Consider the following 21,782-nt stretch of genomic DNA (forward strand, 5'->3'; position numbering starts at 1 on the left):
ATTTGCTCAATGTGTTCGGCTGAGATCGGAAATCAACCCCACATAGGAGCTGGCTCTCTATCCCGATTTTCAAACATCTCAATCTGTAACATCTGGGCTGATAAATCGGCTCTATGTGTTACAGATCGAGACAAAAGGCAGGCGTCGGGACGAACATCTCATTCTGTAACAGTAAGACGACTTTTAACGGTCTAGATGTTACAGATTGAGACAAACCGCTGGGACGGGTCAAAACCACCACAAAGGTGCCTGTCCCCTTTGTGGTGGTGGGGTGCTAGGGGAGGAGCTTCATCGCGGCGTCGTGGGCGGCGTGCTCGTAGGTGTCGTCGAGGGGTTTGAGCGGCAGCAGGGCGGCGGCCTGTGCGTCGCCACGGCGCTCGAGGGCGTGGGCGATGAGCCGGTCGGCGAGCTCGGGGTTCTTGGGCAGTGCCGGTCCGTGTAGGTACGTGCCGATGACACCCTTGTAGATGAGACCCTCAAAGCCATCGTCGCCGTTGTTGCCGGTGCCCGTGACGACGGACGTTCCAAGCGGCGTGGCATCGGCGTCCAAAAGCGTGCGGCCGCCGTGGTTCTCGAAGCCAACAAAGGGCTCGGGCGCCAGGTCGGTCTTGACGGCGACGTTGCCGATCAGGCGGTCGGAGCCGCGCACAGTCTCGGCGGCAATGACGCCCAGGCCCTCGATGCGATTTTCGCCCATATAGTACGAACGGCCGAGCAGCTGATAGCTGCCGCAGATGGCGAGCAGCGAACCGCCGTCCTCAACATAGGCTGCGACCTTGTCTTTTTGGGCGAGCAGCTCGTGTGCCACGGCTAGCTGGTCGCGATCGGATCCGCCGCCCATCATGACGATATCGGCATAATGCAGATCGAGCACCTCGCCCATGCGGACCTCATCCACGCGGACGGGGATGCCGCGCCAGGCGCAGCGGCGCTCGAGGGCGATGACGTTGCCGCCGTCGCCATAGAGGTTGAGGGCATCGGGATACAGGTAGACGATGCGCAGCGGATGCGAGAGCTCGACTGGCGCGACGCCAACGGGGACGGCACTGCCATTGGTGCACTTTGCAGCGTGGGCGGCAACCGTAGCCGCATCGGTGTCTTTAAGTCCGTCGAGCTCCTTGACCAGCGGTGGAAAGGCCGTGTAGTTGGCGACGGCGTAGAAAGTGTCGCCGGCAGCTTCGTCTGCCACGGCACCAATCGCCTGCTCGACGCTCGAGATGATCGTGGCATCGATGCCGGCGTACTTGAGGCGCACTTGCATGTCGTGCGCGCGTGTGCCGCCGGCAAAGGCGACAAGCCCCGTTGTGTCGGCGATGCGCTCAAAGTCGACGTCGTAGATCCACGATACATCGTGGCCGTCGGCATCGTTGTCATTGAGGAAGAAAGCGCAGAGTCTGCCGCCGGCCGTCTTGATGGACTGGATTTGTCGATCGAAGCCTACGGGATTCTTGGCCAGGTTGGCCTCGACGGTGCGGCCGGCGATATCCCAGCGCCCCATACGACCACCGGCGGGCACATAGGCATCGAGCGTAGGCTGCAGAAGCGCCGCGTCCACGCCCAATTCGTGCGCGGTAAAGAAGGCGGCGGCAACGTTATAGACCATGTACAGGCCGTTGTAGCGCGTGGCGATGTGTACGGCAGCCGCGTCGGGCGCAGATCCAAAGACCAGGTCAAAGCCGTAGCCGTCGCAGCCGAGCTCCACGCCCGTCACGCGACGGACAAGCCCAGGGCGGGCCCAGCCGCACGAGGGGCAATGATAGGCGCCAAGTTGCCCGTACTGCACATAGTCGTACTCCAACGGTGCGTTGCACTGTGAGCAAAAACGTGAGTCGCTAATGCGGTCGGACTCGGTGTTGGTGGCGCCGTCGATGCCAAAGGCGATGCTTGCATTGGGAACGCGCGCGGCGATCGCGGCACACAGCGGGTCGTCGGCGTTGTAGATGAGCGTTGTTGCCGGAGAGAGCTCCAACGCATGGGCGATGACGTCTTGGGTATGGTCGATCTCGCCGTAGCGGTCTAGCTGGTCGCGGAACAGGTTGAGCAGCACAAAGTACGTCGGCTTGAGCTTGGGCAGAACGCGTACGGTGTAAAGCTCATCGCACTCAAAAACGCCCACGCGCTTGCCGCTGGCAGTGTGCTTAAGGCCGCCGCGGGCCTCGAGCAGCGCGCCCACCACGCCCGGCTCCATGTTGTTGCCGGCGCGGTTGCACACCACGGTGGCGCCACTGGCGGCAACGGCGTCGGCGATCAGGTTCGAAGTGGTGGTCTTGCCGTTGGTGCCGGTGATCACTACGCTGCGGTCGACAAGGCCCGCGAGGTCGCTCAGCAACTCGGGGTCGATCTTCATGGCGATGCGGCCGGGGAGTACGCCGCCCTGGCGCTTAAGGACGGAGCGCAGTCCCCAGCGAGCGATATCGCTCGAGGTGCAGGCAAGAGATGAGCGGAGGTTCATGAAACCGTTCCTAACGTAAACGACATGGTCGGGTCGAGTGCGTCACTAAAATCCGTAGCGGCGCGCAAATTCCTGGGCAAGCTGCGACACGTCTTCGCAGGCATTGGCCCAGGGGGCAAAGTCGGGGGTGTCCGAGATAATGCCGTCCGCTTCCCAAACGGCTTGGTGCGAAAGATCCCAGGGATCGCGTGGCTCGGGTCGGCAGGGAAGGTACGGTGTCTGGTACATGGGATTCAGCAAGAAGAACGCGCCGCCCTCGCAGCGGTTAGCGAACTCACGCAGCGCACGCGCCGCCGGACGCATCTTGTTCGTTTTGAACAAGAGGATCGTGCGGGCGAGCAGGTACCAGGGGGAGTTCTCGAGTGCATCGGCCCCCACCTGTTCCTCGAGCTGGTGAGCCAGGGCAAAAAAGCCGTCCTGGTCTTCCAGGCGAGCGAGGGCGAGCAACACGGTGCCGGCAGCTCGGGTGGGATAGCCTTCTGCCTTAAGGACGCGGCGGGCGTAGTTGGCGGCAGCGCGGTAGCGGGCGCTCGCCATGCACAGCTGCGAGGTGGCCTCGAGCGTGTGGAGCCACCCGATAAGTGCCGGCTCGCTCACGGTGAGATCTGACGCCGTCACACCGTCCGTCAAAACCTTGTTGGCCCAGTAGTGCGGGGCTTCCATATCAAACCCGGGCACGCTTTGTTGGAGGTAATCGGCCGTGGTTGCCTCGAGCTTCATCAGGTCGCCCAGGCAGGCGTCAACGGGTGTGTCGGCCAGGATGATGGCGAGCAACTGGGCATCGACGGCAAGCGCATCGATACGGACGATCTTGAGCAGCTCATCGCGCATATCGTCGAACAGGCGGTTGCGCGTCTGCTCAAACTCCTCGTCGCTGCCCATGTCCTCGATGCGATGGAGCTCGTCGAGCAGGTGGCGGTGAACACCGGCATAGGACAGCAGCGCCTGGGCATGCTCGGACTGCGCATACTTTTGGGGATTCGCGCTAATGTCGTTATGGACAAGCTCGCGTGCTGCATCGGTGAGCTCGGGGTGCGACGCCAGATAGGTGCGCTCCAAGTAGGCGGGGATGTAGACGCTCGGATCCATTAGAGGTCCCCTCCCTTAAATGGAAGCCCCTGCTCGGCTGCGCGTAGGATGCGCTCGTCGATCTGGGAACGCACGATGTCGTTGGTGGCGACCCAGGCGGCAAAGCTGGCGTTGTCGGGAGCGCCCAGGCCCTCCTGCAGCACCGGCGTCGCCTCGGACAGTGCAAGGACGAGCTCATCGGTGGAGCCCACGCCCACGTTGACGCGGGCATAGACGCCATCGGGAAATTCGGTTTGGAAGTAGAGCGCCTCGGCTGCGTGCGGGCATGAGCGTGCAAGGATGCGCAGGTAGTGCTCGGCGTCCTCGTAGTCTAGCTCGCGCCAGGCAGCGCTCATCAGCGCGATGAGCGTCCACGGGTCTAAGTCGCGCTCCGCGTCCTTGGGACGACGGCGCAGCGGTGTGTTGGCGAGATAGGGGACGGAGTGGGCGGAGCGAAAGCGCTTGAGCTCCTCGGCGGGGTATTCGAGCTTTGCCATGGCGAGCATCGCGGTGTGGCGGACACCTGCGGGGTCGTTGGGCGCAAAGTCCAAGCTGCGATTCGCTGCCTCCAGTGACATGCGGTAACGGCCGCTAATGAGCGCGCGCGATGCTAAGGCGGCAAGCCAGCGCAGGTAGGGACGGCGGGTCAGGTCGCCTGCAGCCTCACGCTCGTAGGGGTCTTGCGCCGAGGCGATCTTGAGTGCCAGATCGTGCTCCACCTCGTCGCACTTGGACACCAGATACTGCACGTAGTCCTCGTTGGAGTCGGCGGTGAGTGCCGTCAGCATGCGCTGGGCATCCCAGTTGGCCGGATCGAGTGCGGCCGCCTCGCGAAGCATGTTCTCGGCAGCTGCCTCTTCCTGCTCTGCCTGGGCATCGTCAGGAATAAAGGGAATGCGGTAGTCGACGGCCTCGACCACCTTGGCAATCAGATGCCCGGCGCGGTCGCGGTCGTGCACGATGAGCGGCGCGGGGTTGCGGGTGAATTGCTCCATCAGACGCTCGACGGCGGGGCCGTCGGTGAGCGGGATATTGTCGCGGCGCAAGGCCTCAAGAACGAGGCGATGGCAATTCTCTTGAATGGGATCGAATGCCATGGGGCCTCCTTTGCTGCGGTTAGGGTTCAAATATCTCTATATAAGGTTCTAGTTTACCCGCATGTGGCACACCGGGGGTGCCGCACTTGGACTTGCACCTTTGCACCACGAAGACGGATGTCACACAAATGTCGGCACCTTGGACGACCGAGTGGTATCACGGTGCCGCAAACGGTCGATTTTTGGCGGCGAACGGTGCATATTTTGGAGGGGCACAGTCCTGCCCGGGATATGTAGTCAACCTTGATAAAACGTTTGCCCAGCTTGGGAGTATGGATGCCGCACAAGGGTCTTCAGGGATAGAAAAAACGTTTCATCATTGGCGGCTTTAGGTGAATAACTGACCAACCAGAACGGTAAAATAGTGTTTGTCTGAGCGTTGAGACGTTTAGACATTGCGCATTGTCATCGCCGGCAACGCGCAAAATGGTCCTAACGGAGCCAATCGGGTGCTCCGTTATATACGCAAGTCTAAGAGGGGCTTGTTTAGGAGGCACAGTATGGGACGTTTTACCAATCCTCGCGATCTGTACTTTGGTGAGGGCGCTCGTCACGAGGTCAAGAACCTCAAGGGCAGCAAGGCCATCATCGTGAGCGGCGGCGGCTCCATGCGCCGCGGCGGTTTTCTGCAGGACGTCGAGGCCGACCTTAAGGAGGCCGGTTTCGAGGTCAAGCTGTTCGAGGGCGTCGAGTCCGACCCGTCCGTCGAGACGGTCATGAAGGGCGCCGAGGCCATGCGCGAGTTCGAGCCCGACTGGATTGTCGCCATTGGCGGCGGCTCGCCCATCGATGCCGCTAAGGCTATGTGGCTGTTCTACGAGTATCCCGAGGAGACCTTCGAGGAGGCCGTCGTCCCGTTCTCCTTCCCCGAGCTCCGTCAGAAGGCTCACTTCTGCGCCATCTCCTCTACCTCCGGTACCGCTACCGAGGTCACCGCGTTCTCCGTCATCACTGACTACGCCAAGGGCATCAAGTACCCGCTGGCCGACTTCAACATCACCCCTGATGTCGCCATCGTCGACCCCGAGCTCACCTACACCATGCCTGCCAAGCTGTGCGCTCACACCGGTATGGACGCTTTGACCCATGCCATCGAGGCCTATGTCTCCACTGCCGGTTCCATGTACACCGACGCCAACGCCCTGCACGCCATCCGCGAGATCGTCGAGTGGCTGCCCAAGTCCTATGCTGGCGATCATGAGGCTCGCCAGCACATGCATGACGCTCAGTGCATCGCCGGCATCGCCTTCTCCTCGGGTCTGCTGGGCATCGTCCACTCTATGGCTCACAAGACCGGTGCCGCCTTCTCCGGCGATCATATCATCCACGGTTGCGCCAACGCCATGTACCTGGGCAAGGTTATCCAGTTCAACGCCAAGGATGCTCGCGCCAAGAGCCGCTACGCTTTCATCGCCAAGGAGATCCTGCATCTCGCCGGCGAGACCGAGGACGAGCTGGTCGAGGCTCTGGTTCAGGAGATCCGCGACCTTAACGACAAGCTCGATATCCCGCAGGGCATCAAGAACTACGGTGCCAAGGGCGTGAAGGCCGACGAGTCCATCATCGATTACGATGAGTTCGAGGCCAAGAAGCACGACGTTGCCGCCAACGCCATCCTCGACGCCTGCACGGGCTCCAACCCGCGCCAGCCGTCCCAGGAGGAGATGGAGCAGCTGCTCGAGTGCGTCTACACCGACACCCCGGTTACGTTCTAATCAGTTCGCCTTGTTCTGATGAGGGGCTCCGCACACAGCTGTACGGAGCCCTTTTTCTTTAGAGATTGGGATTAACATGGCTGCAATTTTCAATAGCCCCAGCAAGTATATCCAGGGTCCCGATGAGCTTGCAAAGCTCGGCTCCTACGTTGAGCCGCTCGGCGGCAAGGCCCTCGTCATCGTGACGCCTTCGGGCAAGAAACGTGTCGGCGCCAAGATTGAGGGCGGTTTTACCGAGGCTAAGGCCGAGCTGCTGTTTGAGGACTTTAACGGCGAGTGCTCCAAGGGCGAGGTCGATCGCCTGGTTGCGCTCGCTCGCGACAACGGCTGTGACATCATCGTCGGCGTCGGTGGCGGCAAGATCCTCGACACCGCGAAGGCCGTCGCCTATTACCTGGAGTCCCCGGTTATCATTTGCCCCACCATCGCCTCGACCGATGCACCGTGCTCGGCACTTTCGGTGCTCTACACCGACGACGGCCAGTTCGATAAATATCTCTTCCTTAAGGCAAACCCCAACATTGTCCTTATGGATACCACGGTCATCGCCGCAAGCCCGGTGCGCCTGACGGTGGCGGGCATGGGTGATGCGCTCGCAACCTACTTTGAGGCTCAGGCGACGCATGATGCCGACGGCGGCACCTGTGCTGGCGGCAAGGGCGGTATGGCCGGCTTGGCGCTCGCCAAGCTCTGCTACGAGACGCTCATGGCCGATGGCGTCAAGGCCAAGGTCGCGCTGGAGAAGGGCGCGCTGACACCTGCCGTCGAGCATATCATCGAGGCCAATACGCTGCTTTCGGGCATTGGCTTTGAGAGCTCCGGCCTTGCTGCCGCGCACGCCATTCATAACGGCCTGACGCTGCTGCCCGAGTGCCACGGCATGTACCACGGCGAGAAGGTTGCCTTTGGCACCATCGTCCAGTTGGTGCTCGAGGACGCCCCGACCGAGAAGCTCGAGGAAGTCTTGGGCTTCTGCATCGAGCTGGGTCTCCCCGTTACGATGAAGGAGCTCGGCGTTGCCGAGTTTACGCGCGAGCAGGCCATGACCGTTGCCGAGGCCGCTTGCGCGCCCGAGGACACCATGTGCAACATGCCGTTTGAGGTGACGCCCGAGATGGTCGCAAACGCCATTCTGGGTGCCGACGCGCTGGGCCACTACTACCTCATGGACGAGTAGTTCAGGTGAATAGTCCAATCGACGAACAAGGGGCAAGGCCGGCAGCGGCTTTGCCCCTTGTTGTATTGGTGTAAACAAACCTGACCCCCATGCACCAAGTGGTGCAAAGGGGTCAGGTTTGTTTGCACCAGTTTGTTTGTCCGCTAGTGATGGATATGCCGTCTTGTTTTAGACCCCTTGCCTATTGAGGGCAATTTGAGGAGCGATTTCTATCCGCTGAGGATATACCAGCTCGCATGCCTCCGGTCCACAATAAGGGTGGCATTCTACCGACAAAGGAGGACACGATGGCTTTAATGGACATCTTGATGAAGCGCCGCAGCGTTCGTTCGTATACGGGTGAGCCGGTGAGCCGCAAGGAGCTCGAGAAGATTCTGGCGGCCGGTCTCATTGGTCCCACGGGCAAGGGCAAGAAGCCGTGGCGTTTTGTGGTCGTGACCGACCCCGAGAAGCTCGAGGCTCTCTCTGATATGCGCAAGCCCGCCCCGGCTGCGTTTAAGACCGCCGGTGCCGCTATCGCGGTTTTCGGCGATCCGGGCGTGTCCGATACCTGGGTGGAGGATTGCTCCATCGCCATGGAGAACATGCATGTTATGGCCGATGATCTGGGTCTGGGTAGCGTGTGGATCCAGAGCCGTCTACGCGAGGCCAACAATGGCGGCGCTTCGAGTGATTACGCACGCCAGGTGCTCGGTGTCGAGAACGGCTATGAGCTTGAGGCTGTGCTGCTCGTGGGCCGCATCCACAGCCACCCCACCTATCATACCAAGGCCGATGTTGACTGGTCGTTTGTGACCTGGGACGAGTAAGCCAGTCGACAGCCCAGCCGGGCAACTTGCAAGGACATAAAAGAGGCGGGCTCGCCGGGAAACCAACCCGACGAGCCCGCCTCTTTTCGTATCGAGAATGCGTTACAGCTCGCAGACGTTCTGCGCGCGGCCCTCAACATAGGCGAGGACGTTGTCGAACTCGATCTTGGCGCGGCGCTGCATGGCCTCGTGCGTAAGGAAGCCAACATGCGGCGTGAAGATGCAGTTCTTGGCGTTGACAAGGGCGTAGCCGGCAGGAATCGGCGGCTCCATGTCGAAGACGTCGATACCGGCACCGGCGAGCTTGTCATCGTTGAGCGCCTGGGCCAGGGCATCGTTGTCCACGATGGCGCCGCGAGCACAGTTGATAAAGACGGCGCCGTCCTTCATCTGAGCGAACTGCTCGGCACCAAAGCTCTTGCGCGTGGCGTCGTTATTGGGCAGGTGCAGGCTCACGATATCGGACTCGGCAAGCAGCTGCTCGAGCGAGACCTGCTCGATACCGGCCTCGGCCGCCTCGGGATGCTCGTGGCGGGCATAGCCCAGCACGCGGGCTCCAAAGGCCTTAAAGAGGCGACCCGTGGCGCAGCCGATCTTGCCGCAGCCCACGATGCCTACGGTCTTGCCGCAGATCTCGGTGCCCACAAGACCGGCGCTCGTCTGGCCGGCGCGAACGGCGGCATCGGCAGCACCCACCTTGCGCAGTACATCGATGGTAAGGCCAAGGGTAAGCTCGGCCACGCTCACGTCGGAGTAGCCGGCACAGTTGCGCACCTCAACACCGCGCTCGCGGCAGGCGGAAAGCCCCACGTGATCGATGCCGGTAAAGGCGACGGCGATCATCTTGAGTGCGTCGGCGCCGGCGACAACCTCGGCAGGGTAGGGGTTGTTGGCGATCATGACAACCTCGGCGCCCTCGCTACGGCGTGCGAGCTCTGCCGGATCGGTCGTCTTGGTGTCAAAGTAGACAAACTCGTGGCCAGCTTCCTTGAGCGGTGTGGCAAGCTCGTCGATGGTCTGCGTGGGTACTCCCAGCGGCTCGAGCAGTGCAATTTTCATAATGCGGTCCTTTCGTTGTTAGCCGAGTACTTCGGATAGGTAGGCAAGGGCGGCTTGGTAAGTTTCGCGCCCTACGGGATTGGCAGTGTCGCGGTCAAAGTCGTGTTCCAGATAGTACACCTGGTGCATCTGGCGCTGTTTGGCGGCGCGCATGAGCGACTTGGACTGCTTGAGGGGAACATCGTTGTCTCCGGTGCTGGCGGTAATAAAGACGGGCGGCAGACGCTCGAGATCCTCGCGCGTCTGCGACAGCGCTGCAGCGTTGTTCTCGTCCACGCCCAGCATGCGCCCCCAAGATCCCTGCTGGCGCGCATGCACATACAGGGAAAACCTCGTGGCCTTGGGGCCCTCAAACACCAAGGAGCCAGAAGGTCCCGTAAGCGCGTTAACCGTTGCGGTGTCTACGGCGGGCATGGCCGCGTAATGGGCGCTCGGTGTGCTTACAAACGGGTCCTCAAGGTTCCAGTAGCCATAGAAGTCCCAGATGGCGGCAGGCTGCTGCAAATCGGGGCGTTTGGAGGCAAGCTCTGCTGCCATCTTGAGCGCCAAATAGCCTCCTGCCGAGCGTCCAAAGAGCACGTAACGGTCGCAGCCAAGCTCGGCAAGCTCGTGCTCGATTAGCTGGCTAAGTGCCTGGAACGAAAGCTCTACGGAGCACTCGAGCGGCCACTCGGGCGCGAGGGGATAGTCGACGGCCACCAGCGTATAGCCGGCGGCGGTGATCATATCGATATAGGGCTCCGGCAGGTCGCCACGCTCGCCATACAAAAAGCCGCCGCCGTGGTAGTAGACGATGGCGCAGCCATTGGAAAATCCCTCAATCGCATGAACCGTTGCCGGAACCTTGATCTTGCCGGCGCAAATCTCAAGTTCCATTTAGTTCTCCTTATCGAGCAGACGGAAGATGCGCGAGCCCAGTGCAATCTGCAAACGATCGTCGGGGTTGTGGAAATCGAGGCCGGTCGTCTTTTGGATGCGCTCGGAGCGGTAGCGGATCGTCTTGGGGTGCATAAAGAGCTGGCGGGCCGTTTCCTGGTAGTTAAGGTTGTTCTCGCACAGGACCGAGGCGGTCTCAAAGAACTCAAAGCTGCGGTCGTGGAGCTCGCGCACGCGCGGGTCGATAAAGCGCGTGAGCTCGGTGGCGTCGGTTACCTGCATAAAGAGCTTGTAGATGCCCAGATCCTCAAAGCGCATGATGCGGCCGTGATACTGCTCGCCGTCAAAGAAGCGCTCGATTTCGGTGACCTCGCGCATCAGGTCGGGCAGGTTCGACGACGTTCCAAGCGACGAGATAGCGCCCAAGTACGAAAACGCTGGCAGCGCCGGCACCATGGCGACATCTTTCATAATCGTCTTGATATCAGTCGAATCGTAGCGGGCCTGGGGCGATTTGACGTTATGCAAAAAGACGATCGAATCGTTCATCTCCAGGTAGGCGGTCTCGGGATAGAGCATCTTGAGGCGGCGACGCGCCATAATCAAGATATCGCTGCGACGATCGATGGCATTGGGGTCGTCGAGATTGACCTTGAGCATCAGGGCTTCGTAATGGGGGAAGGCACCAATGCCCAGCGACTGCAGGCTGTTCATGACGCGTTCGGGGTCGAGCGAAGGCTCGGTGAGCAGCTCGCGCATCACATTGTTGTTCTGGAAGAAGATCTTACGATCGAGGGCGTTTTGCTTAAGGATTTCCATCTGTAGCAGCGAGACGACGTTTTCGACCGCCATGATGTCGAGCGGGGAAAGGCGCGCGACCTTAACGTGCAAGATCAGGTAGTAAATCTGGTCATCGGAGCTGGGGATGAGCACCGCGGTCGCATGGCGCGTGAGCTCTGGATAAGTGAGCTCGGCGTCAAAGTAGTGATGGCTGCGGTACTGGTTTTCGTCGAACTCCGTCAAGCGCGGCATGGTAAAGCGCGAGAGTTCTTGGCTCGTGGTGGTGCGGCGATCCTTGGTGCTGTCGAAAAACGTGATATCGGCATGGATGAGGCCGCGCAGCTTGAGCAGAATCTCAAGCACGGTAGGCTCGCGCAGGGCCAGGTCCATGGTTTGACGGTGCAAGTCGTAAAAACGGTTGAGCAGTGTCAGGTTGGAGTCAAGGAAGTTGCCGAGCACGTCGAGCAGCAGGCCCTCGTACTTGGTGTCGGCGGGAATCTGAATGAGCGGAAGATCGTGCTTGTCGCAAAGCTTGACGATCTGAGCAGGCGCCTTAGCCAAAAGGCGCTCGGGCTTAAAGACAATCGCCCCGATGCCAAGCTCATCTGCTTTATCAAAGAAGAAGGTGAGCCCGTCAGCGGAGAGGTTCTCAAAGGCATAGAAGCTCGTGATGAGCATCTGGCCGGATTTGCCCCACGACTCGATATCGGGAGCCTCGACGATCATGGCAGTGGAGACCTCGCGATCCAGGCCCGCACGGCCGGCGATGACGGTGGCGCCCTCGAAGGAGGGAAGCAGCAGTGCGTCTGATACGTTCATGAGGGCTCCTTTGCGGTCGCATGTGACAGGGAGACAGTCCATTGTCACATCAGATGGTAGTGCAAAAGCGCCCCGTGGCGCACGTGGCGCCGCGGGGCAGGTTGAAGACGGGTAGGGCACCTCACACGTGGTTAGGAGAGAGAGGAGAGGAGTACCCCGAAACCCAGGAGTGATTTAGAGACGGACGTCGCGGTTGCAGTCCTTGCTGTAGATGTAGGCGAAGTCCTCGTCGCGGCCGATACCGTAGGCGGCCTGCGGGCAGTAAGCGCCCATGTAGAGGTAATCACCCTTCTTGACGGGCAGCCACTGGTCCTCGAGCACATACATGCCCTCGCCGGAGAAGATGTAGGCGCCGTGCTCCTGGAAGTGGGTCTCCACGTAGCCGTGGCAAGCGCCCGGCTTAAAGGCCAGGATGTGGATGTTCATGTCAAAGCCAAGATCGGTGGCGCTGGGCAGGAAGTCGCAGCACTTGACGTCGGTCATGTCCTCGTAGTCGACCCACTCCAGATCGTTGGAGTTGCCGATCACGGTGTGAGCCTCGTGGCCCTCGATGCGGTCGTAGAGACGCTTGTACATAAAGCCGTGAGCGTCGCCATCACCCTTGTTCTCAAAGAAGATCTTCTTGCCCTCGGGGACGAAGATGTAGCCGCCGTCGGTAACGGTCTGGGTGGTCTCGCCATCGGAAACCTCGACGGTGCCGTCGAAGAAGTAGATGAAGAGCTCCTCGCCCGGCTGGCCCCAGCCCTGGGTGTTCTTGCCGCCCTCATGCACGGTCAGCAGGTAGTCGGCGAAGGTGCCGCCGAGCTTGGGCGAACCCAGGATGGTGACGTCGCAGTTCTCGAAGCCGGGGATGACGTTCTTAACGCAGCCGTCGGGCTCGATGACGGCCCAGTTGCGCTTGACGACGGAGCGGTTCTGCAGAATGTCGTCGCGATAGCCAGTGTTGTCGTTACGGTAGCCCATGATTGTTTCCTTTCTTTTGGGCGGTATAGGTAAATGGTGAGAAGTGCGTGCGGGCGGGCTTTGCGCTGCCCGCACGGGGATAGTCGGGGTTGGGTGAGCCTTAAGCGGCCTGCTCGGCCTTGGCGGCCTTGGCCTTCGTCATCCTGTCAACCAGGAAGAACAGGAGCGTGCCGACCAGGATGATGGCAACTGCCAGGTAGAAGCCCAGAATCTTGGATCCGGTGGCGTCGGAGATGGCTCCAGTCACGGCAGGAGCGATAACCGAGGACGTCATGCCAAAGAAGTTGAACACGCCGTACATGGTTGCCACCGATCCGCCCGAGGCGAAGCCCGAAAGCCACGCGATGATAATGGGCTCGACGGCGAGCTTGCCAAAGAAGCCATAGGCCACGATGCCGATGATGAGGAGCGTCTGGTCGCCGGTGTTGATCATAAAGGTGAGCATGGCGGCGGCGATGAGCTCGAGCGCGATGATGATGGTCACCTTGCGCTCGGGGAGCTTGTCGGCCAGGCGGCTAAAGAGCAGAGCGCCGGGGATGGCGGCGAAGAACACGAGCGAGCTCGCGATGCCGATTGCCGTGCCCTCGAAGCCACGCTCGGTCTCGAGGAAGTTGGGCAACCAGGTGTCGATGAGGTAGTACGCATACATGGTGGAGAAGTACAGCACGTACGCAGCGATCATCTGCGGCTTAAAGAGGGCCTTGATGTCGGTCTTGCCGGTCGCGGCAGGGGCGCCTTCGGTCTGATGAGCGGCGGCCTCCTTGCTCGAGCGAACGGTGCGGCTAAAGACGAACACCATAACGAGGGCGAGCACCAAGGCAATGATGGTCATGGTCTGCCAGGGGAGGGCGCCGGAGCCCACGAGCGCAGAAGCGCTGATGAGGCCCAGGCCCGAGCCGATGGCCATGCCGGAGTTGACGATGGCGGTGGAAAGGCTCTTGCGCTCGGCCGGAACATTTTCGGCCGTGAGCGAGTAGGCGCAGCCGTAGAACGTTCCGCAACCAAGGCCCGCGAGAACCGATCCTGCATAGAGGACGGGAAGGGTGGTTGAGGCGCTTACGACGGCGGCGCCGATGGCAAAGAGCGTAAATCCGGGAAGGATGACGCGCTTTTGTCCAAAACGGTCAACAAGCAGACCGGAAGGGATCTGCATGATGACGTAACCGAGAAAGTAAAAGCTCGAGATACTGCCGAGGGCTGCGTCGGATGCTCCGCCAAAGTACTCAGAGAGAACGGAATAAACCGGCGTGAGGGCGCAGCGGTAAATCCAGATGACGATCCATCCTGCGGTGAGGATGGCGACGATGCGCTTCCAGTACGTGTCTTGCTTTTGCTGCACGCTGTTGGTCATGGGATGAAACCCCTTACGGTCGATGGAACAGGTGAAGGGCCCGACACTCAAAGGTGAGCGGGCCCCGTTTTAAAGCGTGTGGGCGCTATTTGACAAACTTGCCGGGGAAGTCCTTGCAGACGCCCTCGCCCTTTGCATAGGTGGTCTCGCCGCGAAGGATGGTGCGGGCGACCTGGCAGCCGATGGTACGGCCGATATACGGCGTGATCTTGTTCTTGTACTCAAGATCCTCAGCCTGCAGCGTGTAGGGGCTGTTGGGCTCGATCAGGCAGAAGTCGGCGTCCTTGCCAACCTCGATGCGACCCTTGTCGGCCAGGCCAAAGCGGTCGGCGACGTTGGTGGACATGACCTTGGCGAACAGAGCGGCGCTCATACCGCGCTTCTGGACCATCTCATCGTACATGACATCCATGCAGTTCTGGATGCCGGAGATGCCGCCCCAGGCGTCAAAGGCGTTCTCGGGAGCCTTGAGGTCGGGCGTGCAGGGAGAGTGGTCGGAGACGACCATGGAGATGGCGCCGTCGGCGAGCAGCTTCCACAGGGCGTCCTGCTGGGCCTTGTCGCGGATCGGGGGAGAGCACTTGGTGATGTTGCCGATGGCGTCGAGCTCGTCGGTCGTGAAGTACAGGTAGTGCGGGCAGGTCTCGCAGGTGATGTCGTAGCCCTCCTGCTGAGCGGCGATAACCTCGGCCACGGCCTCCTTGCAGGTGCAGTGACAGATGTTGACGCGGCAGCCGGTCTGCTTGGCAAAGAAGATCACGCGACGGACAGCCTCGGCCTCGGTGAACGGGGGACGGGTGGCAACGTAGTCAGAGACCTTGCCCTTACCAGCGGCCTTGGCGAGTGCGCCGAGCTTGTTGGTGATGGGGGCGTTCTCGCAGTGAACGTCGAGCACCTTGCCGGTCTTGGCGATCTGGCGCATGCCCTCCCACAGCGAGTAGTCGTCGACGTCCTCAAAGTCGCCGTTGTCGGGGATGGTGCGGTCGCCGCAGCTGGCGACGAATGCCTTGTAGCCCACGACGCCACCGTCGGCGAGCTCCTGAATGCCGCCGTCGAGGTTGTAGGGGGTCAGGCCGCCCAGGGAAGCGACATCGACGCGGAGCTTACCGGCGCCGGCGGCCTCCTTGATAGCGAGGCGCTCGCCGTTGGTGGTGGCGGGAACCTGGTTGAGGGGCATCTCGACGATAGAGGTGATGCCGCCCTTGGCGCACGCGGCGGTGCCGGTGAGGTAGCCCTCCCAGCCGTCGCGATAACCGCCGCCGGGGTCGGTGATGTGAGCGTGACCGTCGATCATGCCCGGGCTCACAACGAGGCCGGTGGCATCGATGGTCTCGGTGCCCTCAAGATCGGCGCCGATAGCGGCGATCTTGCCATCGGTTACGGCGACGTCGGTTACGGTCTCGCCGTCTTCGAGGATGACGGTACCGCCTTTAATTACGAGGTCGTACATTGTTCCTCCCTTAGGTAGGGTGTCTGCATTCTTAACAGACGTTGTGGAAAGGACCTTTACAGGGATGCGTTGTTTGCGCGCCAGCAACGCATCCCTGGCGAGGTTGAAGATGGGGTGGAGCGGATGCTCCTGCAGGTGGAGGCCTGCGCGGTTGGTTTACTTGGCCTCGACGTTAGCCTGAGACGAGGAGAACTTGCGGATGGCGAGGTAGATTACGAAGGCCGAGATGGAGCCTGCGAACCAAGACACGCCGGAGATAAACGAGAGTGCGGGGATAAACTGGCCCGAGAGCGAGATAACGAGCGCCGCGATGGTCGCGATGTAGGCCGGAACGTTGACGCCCTGATAGGGGTTGGACTTGTCCTGGTCGTTCATGTCCATGTAGAGCGCGTCGAGGTCGATCTGACGATTGGCGACAAAGTAGTAGTGGGCGATCATGACGCCGGCGACGGGGCCGAGTACAGCGCCGATGGTGTTCAGGAACAGATAGATGGAGCTGGAGTTTTCCATGAGCTTCCAGGGCATGATGGCAAAGCTGATGACGCTTGCGATCACAACGCCGCTACGATAGGTGAGCTTCTTGGGGAACAGGGCTGCCAGCTGGTAGCCAGCCGGGATGATGTTGCCCGTGGCGTTGGTGGAGATGGTGGTGAGCAAAAAGACTCCCGTGGCGCAGACGACGAGGGGGACGGAATCCCAAGAGTCGATGACCGTGGTGATGTCCCAGTGCTGGGTGCCGGTGGCAAGCGAGGCACCGATAAGGATGACGACGCTGCAGAAGGCAAAGACCACGTAGGCGACAAGCAGGGAGAGGGTCTGACCGCGACGCTGGGTAGCGGTGGACGTGGCGTTCTGCGTAAAGTCGGAGACGCTGGCACCCGGAGCTGCCCAAACGGCGATGACGGAGTTCAGGATCATCAAGAAGACGAACACGGGGTTGAAGTCCTCGGCTGCCTGGGGACTAAAGGCAAGGATGTTGCCCAGACCGCCGGCAGCACTGATTGCCCAGACGGTCATGCCGATGACGACGACGTAGATGAGCGGAGAGAGGACAGCGGTGAACTTGTTGAGGATTCCGCCGCCGCCCAGGCCGATGGCCACGTTGAGGACCCAAAAGATGGTAAATGAGATGAGCTGCGGGATGCCGATACCCAGGATTTGAGCGCCGTCACCGATCTCTAGGAAACCGGGGAAGATCTTGCCCAGGATAATGGTGAGTGCCAGCGAGCCGGTGTAGGTCTGAAGACCGAACCAGGCGATGGCGGCGACGCAGCCACGCAGAAAGCCGGGGAGCTTAGCGCCCAGGTTGCCATAGGTCGAACGCAGGTGCATGGCAAAGGGGATGCCGTACTTTGATCCGGCCTCGCCGTTGATTACCATGAAGGCGGCAACCAGAACAGCGCTTACCACAAGGGCGAACATAACGTTGATGGGGGAGAGACCAAGGAAGAGGAATCCGCCCACCGCAGCGTAGTTGGGGATGTTGTGGACGGAGCCCATCCACAGGGTGAAGTAGTTCTTGACCCCCATGTTGCGCTTTTCGGCGGTCTTGGGGAGCATGTCGTCGTTGTAGCCGCGGGCGCGGTAACGCTCGACTTCCTCGTCGGTTACCTGGTAATCGACGGATTGAGGGTTAGGCATGATGCCTCCCTTCGTAAGGGCTGATAGCCGCTAGTAGGCAAGGTTGTAGAGGGCGGCGCCGAGCATGTCGATGCCGGCCTTGAGGTCTTCGCCCTCGGTATACTCGGCTGGGTTATGGCTGATGCCCTTAACGCTCGGGACAAACAACATGCCGGTCGGAACATGCGGGGCGATAACCTGGGAATCGTGGCCGGCACCGGAGTGCATCATGCGATAGTTGGCACCGGAGTCCTTAGCGACCTGCTCGATCTTGGTGACGAGCTCGGCGTTCATGGGAACGGGGTCCTCGTCCATCCAGCGGTCGATCTCGATCTCCACACCATGCTCGGCAGCGATGCGGGCCATATCGGCCTCGATCTCCTCGGAGAAGCGGACGAGCGTGTCCTTGTCGGTGTGACGGCAGTCCATGGTGAACATGGCATCGCCGGGAACGACGTTGACGGTGTTGGGGGTAACCTCAATATGACCGAAGGTGAGTACCAGCGGATCGCCCTCGGCATTAGCCTTGGCGATGGACTCGGTCACAATCTGGGAGAAGACCTAGATCACGTCGTGGCGATAGCACATACGAGTGGTGCCGGCGTGATTGGCCTCGCCGTGCAGGCGGATGTTGTAGCGACGCTGGCCGGTGATGGCGGTGACGACGCCCACCTTCTTGCCTTCCATCTCGAGGGTGTTGCCCTGCTCGATGTGGAGCTCCAGGAATGCCTTGACGTTGTCGAGCGGACTCGTGTGGGCGGTGCGAACGCCAAAGCCGCAGTTCTTCATGGCCTCGGTAAAGGTAACGCCGTCGTTATCGGCAACGCCTTCGAGCGCGGACTCGGGAACGGTGCCGACCATGTTCTTGCTGCCCCAGAAGACGAAGGGGAAGCGGCTGCCCTCTTCCTCGGCCATAGAGATGACGCGAAGGGACTTCTTGGGGGCGCCGTGGGTCTCGACCAGATCCTTGATGGCAAGGTAGCCACCGAAGATGCCGAGGGCGCCATCGAGCTTGCCGCCGTGAACGACGGTGTCGACGTGGCTACCGCAGGCGATGACATCATCCGTGCCGTCGGTACCGGGGTAGGTGCCCACAAGGTTTCCGACCTCGTCGAACTCGGCCACCATGCCCATATCCTCAAACTTCTGCTTGAGGGCGAGCTGGGCATCGAGCCATTCGGGCGTAAAGAGCAGGCGGGTCATGCCACCGGTCTCATCGGTACCGAAGGATGCGAGCCAGTCGCGAACCGATTCCACTTCTTGTACGGAGGTGCTCATATCTACACTCCTTATAAATTGGTTGAGGATCGGCGAGGCGTGTGGTGCAACGTCGATTCCGTGCGTTGGCTTACACAATACTGACTAAGGAAATCACCAACAATGTCCACTGTGGATAAAGTCGAGTCCAAATCGCTAGACACTCAAGATAATGAATGGAACCTTGGTGCATGGTTTACTGTCATCAGACGCTCGTTGCCGTTACGGCCTACAGCGTGACGGTACACCCACCGAGACATACAGATACAGAAAGTCGGCGATGCAGATGCTTTATACGGTTGTAAAGCAAAACTCGTATCAGGACTCCATCAACCTGATGCTGCTCACCAATAAGATCAACGCCATGCCCGGCGTGGTCCAGAGCCAGATCATGATGGGCACCGATGCCAACAAGGACATCTACGATGCCGCAGGCCTTTTGACGCCCGAGGCCGCCGCTGCCAACCCCAGCGATATGGTGATCGTCGTCGAGGCCGACGACGAGAAGATCGTGGACGAGGTGCTCTCCGAGACCGAGGCCTTCCTCGATGACCTTTCGGTCAAGAAGGCTGCCGATGGCGGCAACACCACCGCCACCTCCTGGGAGGAGGCCGTGGCGGCGCTTCCCGATGCCAACCTGGCTCTCTTCTCCATCCCCGGCGAGTATGCCGCGCCCGAGCTTGAGCGCGCACTCGACCTGGGCCTCAACGTGTTCTCCTTTACCGATAACGTCGCGCTGGAGGACGAGGTTCGTCTAAAGCAGAAGGCGCACGAGAAGGGCCTGCTCTTTATGGGTCCCGACTGCGGCACCGGCGTGATCAGCTCCGTGCCCGTGGCCTTCACCAACGTGATCAACCCCGGCAACATCGGTATCGTCGGCGCTTCGGGCACCGGCATCCAGGAAGTCACCTGCGCCATCGACCGTATGGGTGGCGGCTGCGTACATGCCATCGGCACCGGCGGCCGCGACCTTAACGCCAAGGTCGGCGCCGTGACCGTTAAGGACGCTATCGTGGCGCTCGAGAACCATGACGCCACCGACGTCATCTGCGTTATCTCCAAGCCGCCCGCGCCCGAGGTCCGCGACGAGGTCATCGACCTGCTCGAGAAGTGCGAGAAGCCGGTCGTCGCGATCTTTATTGGCGAGAAGCCCGAGGCCCATCTGGGTCACGTGCATCTGGCCCACACCCTGGAGGAGTGCGCACAGATCGCCGTGGATCTGGCTGCCGGCCGCGAGGTCAAGGCCAACTACTGCGAGCCCGTCGACGTTACGGTCGCCGAACCCCTCGCCGAGGACAAGACCGTCGTCGGTCTCTACTCCGGTGGCACCCTTGCCGGCGAGGCTGCGATGATGATCACCGAGGCGCTTGAGCTCGGCCACATCATCAAGGAAGACGGCTACATGCTGCGTCACGGCGGCTATGACGTCATCGACCTGGGCGACGACGTGTACACCCAGGGTCGCCCGCACCCCATGATCGACCCCGAGGTCCGCGTCAAGATGATGCGCGAGTACGCCGCCAAGCCCACCACGGGCGTCATCGTCTTCGACTGCGTGCTCGGCTATGGTTGCCATCCCGATATGGCCGCCGAGCTTGCCCCGGTCATCACCGAGTGCATCGAGACCGCCCGTGCCGACGGCCGCGAGCTCCACTTTGTGGGCACCGTTGTGGGCACCAGCCGCGATCCGCAGGATTACGACCGCTCCGTCAAGCTGCTGGCCGATGCCGGCGCCGTCATGGAGTCGAGCAACGCCCGCGCCGTTCGTGCCGCGCTTGCCTTCAAGGGTATCGACTACACCGAGGCCGACCGTCCGACCGTCGACTACGCCGTCAAGGACAACTCTCCGCTCCCCGAGCCTTCCGAGGCCATGATGGAGCTCCTCACCACCAAGCCCCGCGTTATCAACGTCGGTGTCGAGAGCTTCGTCGACCCGCTCGTCAAGTACGGCGCCAAGGCCGTCCAGTATGCCTGGAAGCCCATGGCAGGCGGCAACAAGCGCATGATTCATCTTCTGACCGAGCTCTCAAAGCACGACGAGATCGATGAGCAGAACGATCGCATTGTCGAGCGCTTCCGCGCCTCGCAGCCATTTCTGGTGGACGTCCGTCCGGCTAAGGACCTCATCCCCGAGATCAACGGCAAGGTCATCCTCCATGCCGGTCCTCCGATCGAGTACAGCCACATGACCGACCCCATGCAGGGCTCCTGCGTCGGTGCCGTCCTCTTTGAGGAGTGGGCCGACAACGAGGCCGACGCCCGCAAGCTGCTCGAGAGCGGCGAGGTCAAGTTCATTCCGTGCCACCATGTCCACGCCGTGGGCCCCATGGGCGGCATCACCTCGCAGAATATGCCGCTCGTCGTGGTCGAGAACCGCGTTGACGGTACCGTGGGCTACTGCACCATGAACGAGGGCATCGGCAAGGTGCTGCGCTTTGGCGCCTACTCCGAGGAAGTCGTCAATCGCCTGCGCTGGATGCGCGACGTGCTCGGCCCCGTCCTCTCCGCGGCTCTCAAGCTCAAGGAGGGTGGCATCAACCTCAACGTTCTCGTTGCCAAGGCCATTACCATGGGCGACGAGTTCCACCAGCGCAACATCGCTGCTTCCCTGTGCTTCCTTAAGGAGGTCGCACCCCTCATCACCCACATGGAGTGGGACGCCAAGGAGAAGGAAGAGGTCATCCAGTTCCTGGCCGATACCGACCAGTTCTTCCTCAACATCATGATGGCTATGGGCAAGTCCATCGTCGACTACGTCCGCAAGGACCACGAGGGCTGCGTCGTCACCACCATGTGCCGCAACGGCGAGAACTTTGGCGTGCGTATCTCCTCGCTCGGCGACGAGTGGTTCACCGCTCCCGTCAACACGCCCAACGGCCTGTACTTTACCGGCTTTGCCCCCGAGGATGCCAACCCCGATATCGGTGACTCTGCAATCACCGAGACCGTGGGCGTGGGCGCCATGGCTATGATCGCTGCCCCCGGCGTCACCCGCTTCGTCGGTGCCGGCGGCTTTGAGGACGCACTTGCCACCTCCAACGAGATGGAGAAGATCTGCGTCACCCACAACCCCGCTTGGACCATCCCCACGTGGGACTTTAAGGGCACCTGCCAGGCAATTGACATCCGCAAGGTTGTCGCCACCGGCATCACGCCGCTCATCAACACCGGCATTGCCCACAAGAAGGCAGGCGTCGGTCAGATCGGCGCCGGCACCGTGCGCGCCCCGCTCGGCTGCTTTGAGAAGGCACTCGAGGCCTACTGCGCAAGCTTGGGAATCGAGTAACAC

At 61.1% G+C, this 21,782-nt stretch carries 16 protein-coding genes; 4 read left to right on the plus strand and 12 right to left on the minus strand.

What is annotated here, in order from left to right; all coding sequences use genetic code 11:
• Nucleotides 1–274 precede the first annotated feature (274 nt).
• Genes DXB98_RS10470 through DXB98_RS08270 form a run of 3 tightly spaced genes read right to left on the minus strand, consistent with a single transcriptional unit; the run spans nucleotide 275 to nucleotide 4,617 of the window.
• Nucleotides 275–2,452 (minus strand): MurT ligase domain-containing protein, encoded by a 2,178-nt coding sequence (locus tag DXB98_RS10470; RefSeq protein ID WP_233505136.1) that lies wholly within the window; start codon nucleotides 2,450–2,452, stop codon nucleotides 275–277.
• 45 nt (nucleotides 2,453–2,497) lie between these two features.
• Nucleotides 2,498–3,541 carry a hypothetical protein gene (locus DXB98_RS08265; RefSeq protein WP_117743785.1) on the minus strand — a complete coding sequence of 348 codons (1,044 nt, stop codon included), beginning with the start codon at nucleotides 3,539–3,541 and terminating at the stop codon, nucleotides 2,498–2,500.
• Nucleotides 3,541–4,617 carry a hypothetical protein gene (locus DXB98_RS08270; RefSeq protein ID WP_117743786.1) on the minus strand — a complete coding sequence of 359 codons (1,077 nt, stop codon included), beginning with the start codon at nucleotides 4,615–4,617 and terminating at the stop codon, nucleotides 3,541–3,543. The genes DXB98_RS08265 and DXB98_RS08270 overlap by 1 nt, the downstream gene beginning before the upstream one ends.
• Before the next feature lie 500 nt (nucleotides 4,618–5,117).
• Between DXB98_RS08270 and DXB98_RS08275 the strand changes: the two genes are divergently transcribed.
• From DXB98_RS08275 to DXB98_RS08285, 3 genes are all read left to right on the plus strand, one after another.
• Entirely contained in the window at nucleotides 5,118–6,332 is a 1,215-nt protein-coding gene (locus tag DXB98_RS08275; RefSeq protein WP_117734630.1) for an iron-containing alcohol dehydrogenase, read from the plus strand.
• Nucleotides 6,333–6,408: 76 nt separating this feature from the next.
• Nucleotides 6,409–7,509, plus strand: a complete 1,101-nt coding sequence (locus DXB98_RS08280) for a glycerol dehydrogenase (RefSeq protein ID WP_117743787.1) — start codon at nucleotides 6,409–6,411, stop codon at nucleotides 7,507–7,509.
• 287 nt (nucleotides 7,510–7,796) lie between these two features.
• Entirely contained in the window at nucleotides 7,797–8,318 is a 522-nt protein-coding gene (locus DXB98_RS08285) for a nitroreductase family protein (protein WP_117743788.1), read from the plus strand.
• A gap of 102 nt (nucleotides 8,319–8,420) precedes the next feature.
• On the opposite strand, the gene DXB98_RS08290 is transcribed toward DXB98_RS08285, so the two are convergent.
• From DXB98_RS08290 to DXB98_RS10320, 9 genes are all read right to left on the minus strand, one after another.
• The gene (locus tag DXB98_RS08290) at nucleotides 8,421–9,377 is read right to left on the minus strand and encodes a 2-hydroxyacid dehydrogenase (protein WP_117743789.1); all 957 of its coding nucleotides are present in this window, start codon (nucleotides 9,375–9,377) and stop codon (nucleotides 8,421–8,423) included.
• An 18-nt stretch (nucleotides 9,378–9,395) separates the two neighbouring features.
• Nucleotides 9,396–10,253, minus strand: a complete 858-nt coding sequence (locus DXB98_RS08295; protein ID WP_117743790.1) for an alpha/beta hydrolase — start codon at nucleotides 10,251–10,253, stop codon at nucleotides 9,396–9,398.
• Nucleotides 10,254–11,852 (minus strand): PucR family transcriptional regulator, encoded by a 1,599-nt coding sequence (locus DXB98_RS08300; protein ID WP_158553184.1) that lies wholly within the window; start codon nucleotides 11,850–11,852, stop codon nucleotides 10,254–10,256.
• A 174-nt stretch (nucleotides 11,853–12,026) separates the two neighbouring features.
• Nucleotides 12,027–12,815 (minus strand): (S)-ureidoglycine aminohydrolase, encoded by a 789-nt coding sequence (gene allE, locus DXB98_RS08305; protein WP_117743792.1) that lies wholly within the window; start codon nucleotides 12,813–12,815, stop codon nucleotides 12,027–12,029.
• A 100-nt stretch (nucleotides 12,816–12,915) separates the two neighbouring features.
• Nucleotides 12,916–14,217 carry an MFS transporter gene (locus DXB98_RS08310; protein ID WP_255413332.1) on the minus strand — a complete coding sequence of 434 codons (1,302 nt, stop codon included), beginning with the start codon at nucleotides 14,215–14,217 and terminating at the stop codon, nucleotides 12,916–12,918.
• A 34-nt stretch (nucleotides 14,218–14,251) separates the two neighbouring features.
• Nucleotides 14,252–15,616, minus strand: coding sequence for an allantoinase AllB (allB, locus tag DXB98_RS08315; protein WP_117743794.1), 1,365 nt, complete (start codon nucleotides 15,614–15,616; stop codon nucleotides 14,252–14,254).
• Between the two features lie 156 nt (nucleotides 15,617–15,772).
• Nucleotides 15,773–17,257 carry a putative allantoin permease gene (locus DXB98_RS08320; RefSeq protein WP_117743795.1) on the minus strand — a complete coding sequence of 495 codons (1,485 nt, stop codon included), beginning with the start codon at nucleotides 17,255–17,257 and terminating at the stop codon, nucleotides 15,773–15,775.
• Nucleotides 17,258–17,287: 30 nt separating this feature from the next.
• On the minus strand, nucleotides 17,288–17,782 hold the full coding sequence (locus tag DXB98_RS10315) for a M20/M25/M40 family metallo-hydrolase (protein ID WP_199407160.1): 495 nt from the start codon (nucleotides 17,780–17,782) through the stop codon (nucleotides 17,288–17,290).
• Nucleotides 17,783–17,797: 15 nt separating this feature from the next.
• A complete protein-coding gene (locus DXB98_RS10320; protein ID WP_199407161.1) occupies nucleotides 17,798–18,514 on the minus strand; it encodes a hydantoinase/carbamoylase family amidase in 717 nt (238 codons plus the stop codon).
• Between the two features lie 265 nt (nucleotides 18,515–18,779).
• Between DXB98_RS10320 and fdrA the strand changes: the two genes are divergently transcribed.
• Entirely contained in the window at nucleotides 18,780–21,779 is a 3,000-nt protein-coding gene (gene fdrA, locus DXB98_RS08330) for a DUF1116 domain-containing protein (protein WP_117743810.1), read from the plus strand.
• Nucleotides 21,780–21,782: the final 3 nt, after the last annotated feature.

The sequence above is a fragment of the Collinsella sp. OM07-12 genome, from assembly GCF_003438275.1.
Taxonomy (GTDB): domain Bacteria; phylum Actinomycetota; class Coriobacteriia; order Coriobacteriales; family Coriobacteriaceae; genus Collinsella.

Bases quoted from the DNA above. Each gene is read 5' to 3' on its own strand.
- DXB98_RS08280 (WP_117743787.1), top strand. From the start codon at position 6,409: ATGGCTGCAATTTTCAATAGCCCCAGCAAGTATATCCAGGGTCCCGAT.
- DXB98_RS08285 (WP_117743788.1), top strand. From the start codon at position 7,797: ATGGCTTTAATGGACATCTTGATGAAGCGCCGCAGCGTTCGTTCGTAT.
- DXB98_RS08275 (WP_117734630.1), top strand. From the start codon at position 5,118: ATGGGACGTTTTACCAATCCTCGCGATCTGTACTTTGGTGAGGGCGCT.
- allB (WP_117743794.1), bottom strand. From the start codon at position 15,616: ATGTACGACCTCGTAATTAAAGGCGGTACCGTCATCCTCGAAGACGGC.
- DXB98_RS08320 (WP_117743795.1), bottom strand. From the start codon at position 17,257: ATGCCTAACCCTCAATCCGTCGATTACCAGGTAACCGACGAGGAAGTC.
- DXB98_RS08295 (WP_117743790.1), bottom strand. From the start codon at position 10,253: ATGGAACTTGAGATTTGCGCCGGCAAGATCAAGGTTCCGGCAACGGTT.
- DXB98_RS08290 (WP_117743789.1), bottom strand. From the start codon at position 9,377: ATGAAAATTGCACTGCTCGAGCCGCTGGGAGTACCCACGCAGACCATC.
- DXB98_RS08300 (WP_158553184.1), bottom strand. From the start codon at position 11,852: ATGAACGTATCAGACGCACTGCTGCTTCCCTCCTTCGAGGGCGCCACC.
- DXB98_RS08265 (WP_117743785.1), bottom strand. From the start codon at position 3,541: ATGGATCCGAGCGTCTACATCCCCGCCTACTTGGAGCGCACCTATCTG.
- DXB98_RS10320 (WP_199407161.1), bottom strand. From the start codon at position 18,514: ATGAGCACCTCCGTACAAGAAGTGGAATCGGTTCGCGACTGGCTCGCA.
- allE (WP_117743792.1), bottom strand. From the start codon at position 12,815: ATGGGCTACCGTAACGACAACACTGGCTATCGCGACGACATTCTGCAG.
- DXB98_RS10470 (WP_233505136.1), bottom strand. From the start codon at position 2,452: ATGAACCTCCGCTCATCTCTTGCCTGCACCTCGAGCGATATCGCTCGC.
- DXB98_RS08270 (WP_117743786.1), bottom strand. From the start codon at position 4,617: ATGGCATTCGATCCCATTCAAGAGAATTGCCATCGCCTCGTTCTTGAG.
- fdrA (WP_117743810.1), top strand. From the start codon at position 18,780: ATGCTTTATACGGTTGTAAAGCAAAACTCGTATCAGGACTCCATCAAC.